Origin of the sequence: Roseateles sp., assembly GCF_052436255.1 — a bacterium.
In the GTDB taxonomy this organism is placed as follows: Bacteria; Pseudomonadota; Gammaproteobacteria; order Burkholderiales; family Burkholderiaceae_C; genus Pelomonas.
Window position 1 is genome coordinate 1 of record NZ_JBQVNP010000265.1, and the last position, 3,926, is coordinate 3,926.

Below are 3,926 nucleotides of genomic sequence, written 5' to 3' on the forward strand. Positions count from 1 at the left end.
CGCGCGCATCGTCGGTCGGTCCGTACCGGGTGCGCGGCCAAGCCCCAGGTCGATGCGGCCGGGGAAGAGTTCAGCCAGCGTGCCGAACTGCTCCGCGATCGTCAGCGGCGCATGGTTGGGCAGCATGATGCCGCCCGCCCCGACGCGGATGCGCTGGCTGGCCGCGGCGAGCTGGCCGATCAGCACGGCGGTGGCCGAACTGGCCACGCCTTCCAAGTTGTGGTGCTCGGCCACCCAGTAGCGCGTGTAGCCGAGCCGGTCGGCCAGCTTCACGAGGTCCAGGCTGTTCAGCAGCGCCTGGCGCGTGGTGGCGCCCTCGACGACGGGCGCCAGGTCGAGGATGGAGAGCGGAGGCAGGGCAGACATGCCGGCATCTTGCCGGCCGATGCTTGGCCCCCGTCAGCCCGGGGCTTTGCGCAGATGTGCTTGGAGCCAGGGCAGCAGGCGCGCTTCGTAGGCGGCCGCATCGAAGTCGTACAGGTCCACATGGGCGGCGCCTTGCACCGGCCACAGCCCCTTGGGCTCACGCGCCGCGGCGAACAGGCGCTCGGTGTCGAGCCAGCGGGTGTGCAGGTCATGCGTGCCCGACGCGATCAGCAGCGGTGCGTGGACGCTGGCCACGCTGTCGATGGGTCGCAGTTGCTCGACACGCATGTCCAGCCGCAACGGCAACTGCACCAGCAGCAGTGGCGCAACCCAGGCGCCGGCCGTGCCGAGGCGCATCGCCAGGCGGTCCTGCACGGCCTCGACGATGGTCGGGTAGACCGACTCCAGCACCAGCGCGTCGAGCTCGGGTTGGCGTCTGGCCAACAGCAGCGCCGCGCCGCCCAGCGACACGCCGATGGCGCCGACTTTCTCGCCCGGCAAACGCGCGCGCAACCAGGCCAGCGCGGCCTCGGTGCCGCGTGCTTCGTGGCGGCCGAAGGTGATGCGCTCGCCGCTGCTCTCACCATGCGCCGGCAGGTCGACCGCCAGGCTGGCAATGCCCGCGCGTTGCAGCCAGCGGGCGCGTGCCAGCATCTGCAGGCGGTTGCCGCGCACACCGTGCTGCAGCAGCACCACGCCCTGGCCGGTGCGCCCCGGCAGGAACCAGCCGGCCAGATGTTGCCCGTCACCGTAGCGGATGCGCAGCGATTCGGCCTGCAAGCCGGGCGGCGGCGGGCCGAGGTGAGCGCGCGCGGGACGCGTGAGCATGTCGCCGGCGGCCAGGCTCAGGGCCAGCGTGCCCACCAGCGAGGTCAGACCGGCGATGACAAACAATCGTTTACGCATGCCGGCATGATCGCGCTCGCGCAGCGCGCCGGCACCTTCACACCCGCCCTCCTGCCACGGCCGGCCGCAGGTCCAGCTCGGCCGGGCCGCTCAGCGCGCTGACGGTCACGGCCTCGTGGGTCTGCACGAAGAAGCATTGCCCGGCTTCCAGCACGATGTCGCGCATGTCGTGGTCGATGGTGATCCACAGCGTGCCGCTGGCGCTGCACAGGTGAGTGGCGCGCGCGTCGGGCAGGCGTGAGATCTGGCCGCGTTGCAGCCGCAGCCGGGTGTGGGGGGCGTCGATCAGCATGATGTGCTCCTTGAGCGAGCCCCTCGCATGCCGGGTTGGCATGCGGGGTTCAGCGCTTGGAACGCATGGTGATTGCCAACGCTTCAGGCGACAAACGATGATTCGGAAGGCTTCGCATTCCTTCAGATCATGTCAACCAAACCCGCTGACCGTCTCCCGCCGTTGCAGCTGCTGGCTGCCTTCGAGGCCGCCGCGCGGCACCTGAGCTTCACGCACGCAGCGGCCGAGCGCTTCATCACGCAGTCCGCCATGAGCCGTCAGATGCGCGCGCTGGAGGACGAGCTGGGCGTGCCGCTGTTCGAGCGCCGCCACCGCGCGCTGGCGCTGACCGACGACGGGCAGCGCTTGTACTCGGCCTGTGCCACGGCGTTGAACAGCTTGCGCGTGGCCGTACGCACCCTGCGCGAACCCCATCAGCGCCAGGTGCTGGCGCTGACGACGACGCCGGGCTTCGCCTCGCTGTGGCTGATCCCGCGGCTGACCGCCTTCACGCGCGCCCACCCGGGCATCGACGTGCGGCTGGACGCGGGCCTCTCCAACCGCAACCTGGCCAGCGAAGGCTTCGACCTCGCCATCCGCTACAGCCCGGTCGGCGCGGCGCAAGGCCAGCAGCTGTTTGCCGAAGCCATGGTGCCCGTCTGCAGCCCGCGGCTGGTGGGCGAGTTGGGCCTGCCGTTGCGCGAGCCGCCCGACCTGGCCCGGCATACGCTGCTGCATCTGGCCATGGACAGCGACAGCGGCGGCATGCCGGCCGAATGGGAGCCGTGGCTTGGCGCCTGGGGCCTGGCCGACCTGCGGCCGGCCGCGCGGCTGAGCTTCTCCAGCTACTCCGAGGCGATTGCCGCCGCGGTGGCTGGGCAGGGCGTTGCGCTCGGGCGCCGGCCGCTGGTGGACGCGCTGCTGGCCGGTGGCCAGCTCGTCACGCCGTTCGATGCCGGCATCGCGTCGGCGCGCGCCTATCGGCTCATCGTCGACCCGGCGGCCAAGTCACGGCCGGCGGTGAAGTCGTTCGTGCGCTGGCTGCTGCAAGAGGCCACGGGTCTGGCGAGCTAAGACTTGCTGAAGGCCGCCGCGAGGATGGCCTTGATGGCGGCGGCGCGCTCCGGCGTCGCCGGGCCCATCTGCCCGCGGTGCTGGGGCGCCAGGTGGCCCAGCGCCTCGCCGCCGGTTTCAAACACGAAGTACTCGAACATGCCCTGCCAGAACTTCCTTTGATCGGCGGGCATGTCGCGGAAGGCCAGCACGGCGTGCAGCAGCGCGTCGTAGAGCGGCGTTGCGGGCTGGACCTCGTTCCACCAATAGTTGACCAGCACGTTGAAGCCCGCCAGGGATTGCACGTTGTGCCACCAGGCGTAGGGGATGTACAGCGCGTCGCCCGCTTCCAGCTCGGCCACCTCCGCCGCCGCCAGCGCCTGCCGGAACCTGGGGTAGCGCTCGAAGTCCGGGTTGTCCAGCGGCACCATGCTGACGGGCGTTCCGCCCGGTGCGAAGTCGATCGGGCCTGGATAGAGGTTGGGCAGTTGGTCGGGCGGAAACAGGGTGAAGCGCCGCCGGCCCGCGACGATGCAGGCGATGTTGCTCTTCAGGTCGAAATGGGTCTGCACCTTGACCGCATTGCCGATCCAGATGTTCGGGATGACCGTCGCATCCAGCAGGGCGATGGCATGTGCGTCGGTGAAGCCGGGCAGGCAGTCCGGCAATGGCTGCGCGTCGATGTAGATCGCGGGTGCCTGCGCGTTGTCCACCTGGCTGAGCAGCAGGCGCAGGCAGTCCGACAGCGATTCCGGGCGGCGCACGAAGTTGAGCCGCGCCATGTCGGGGCGGTAGAACAGATGGCGTTGGCTCGCCGGGTCGCCCAGCACCAGCGGCATGGTCTTGCCGCGGTAGCACTGCAACAGGTATTCGCAGGCTGCCTGCGGGGAAGACCGGCCCTGCTTCACGACAGGCCAGTCCTCGATCAGCCCGCGCAGGACGACGGGCCGGTTGGCGGGGACGATTTCATCCTTGAACACCGCCGCTGTCACGCCGCGTCGCTCGAGGGTGCTGGCGAATGAATGTCCGGGCAAGGTCATGGCATCGGGGTGGTCGTGATCCGGCGTGGCGGCCACTGCCCTCAGCCTGCGAGCCCGGCGTAGACGTGCTGCACGTCGTCGTTGGCGTCCAGTGCGGCCAGAAAGCTTTCCACCTCGTCCAACTGCTCGGCATTCAGGCTCGCCGGGTCGATCGGGTTCTTGGGCCGGTAGCCCAGCTTGGCGCTCAGCACCGTGAAGCCTTGCGCGGGCAGGGCGCGGCTCACCAGGTCGAGGTCGGCCGGGTCGGTCAGGAAGACGCTGACGCCGTCCTCGTCGGCGGGCAGCAGATC

General features: G+C 70.2%; 6 protein-coding genes. 1 reads left to right on the top strand and 5 read right to left on the bottom strand.

Features of this window, described 5'->3' with window-relative positions:
- From ACT6S0_RS27200 to ACT6S0_RS27210, 3 genes are all read right to left on the bottom strand, one after another.
- Nucleotides 1–357: MsnO8 family LLM class oxidoreductase (locus ACT6S0_RS27200; protein WP_444766854.1), on the bottom strand; the 357-nt coding region annotated here is incomplete at its 3' end.
- A gap of 42 nt (nt 358–399) precedes the next feature.
- Nucleotides 400–1,272: an alpha/beta hydrolase gene (locus ACT6S0_RS27205; RefSeq protein WP_444766849.1), complete on the bottom strand. Its 873-nt coding sequence runs from the start codon at nt 1,270–1,272 to the stop codon at nt 400–402.
- 37 nt (nt 1,273–1,309) lie between these two features.
- Nucleotides 1,310–1,564 carry a DUF2917 domain-containing protein gene (locus ACT6S0_RS27210; RefSeq protein WP_444766850.1) on the bottom strand — a complete coding sequence of 85 codons (255 nt, stop codon included), beginning with the start codon at nt 1,562–1,564 and terminating at the stop codon, nt 1,310–1,312.
- A gap of 129 nt (nt 1,565–1,693) precedes the next feature.
- Here ACT6S0_RS27210 and gcvA point away from each other — a divergent pair, with 129 nt between their 5' ends.
- Complete coding sequence (gene gcvA / locus ACT6S0_RS27215; protein ID WP_444766851.1) at nt 1,694–2,617, top strand: transcriptional regulator GcvA; 924 nt, start codon at nt 1,694–1,696, stop codon at nt 2,615–2,617.
- Here gcvA and ACT6S0_RS27220 read toward each other — a convergent pair.
- Both ACT6S0_RS27220 and ACT6S0_RS27225 read right to left on the bottom strand, forming a co-directional pair.
- Nucleotides 2,614–3,636, bottom strand: a complete 1,023-nt coding sequence (locus ACT6S0_RS27220) for a cupin-like domain-containing protein (protein WP_444766852.1) — start codon at nt 3,634–3,636, stop codon at nt 2,614–2,616. The two genes, gcvA and ACT6S0_RS27220, sit on opposite strands and share 4 nt — an antisense overlap.
- Nucleotides 3,637–3,677: 41 nt before the next feature.
- Nucleotides 3,678–3,926 (bottom strand): YebC/PmpR family DNA-binding transcriptional regulator (locus tag ACT6S0_RS27225; protein ID WP_444766853.1); only part of this gene is annotated, 249 nt, incomplete at its 5' end.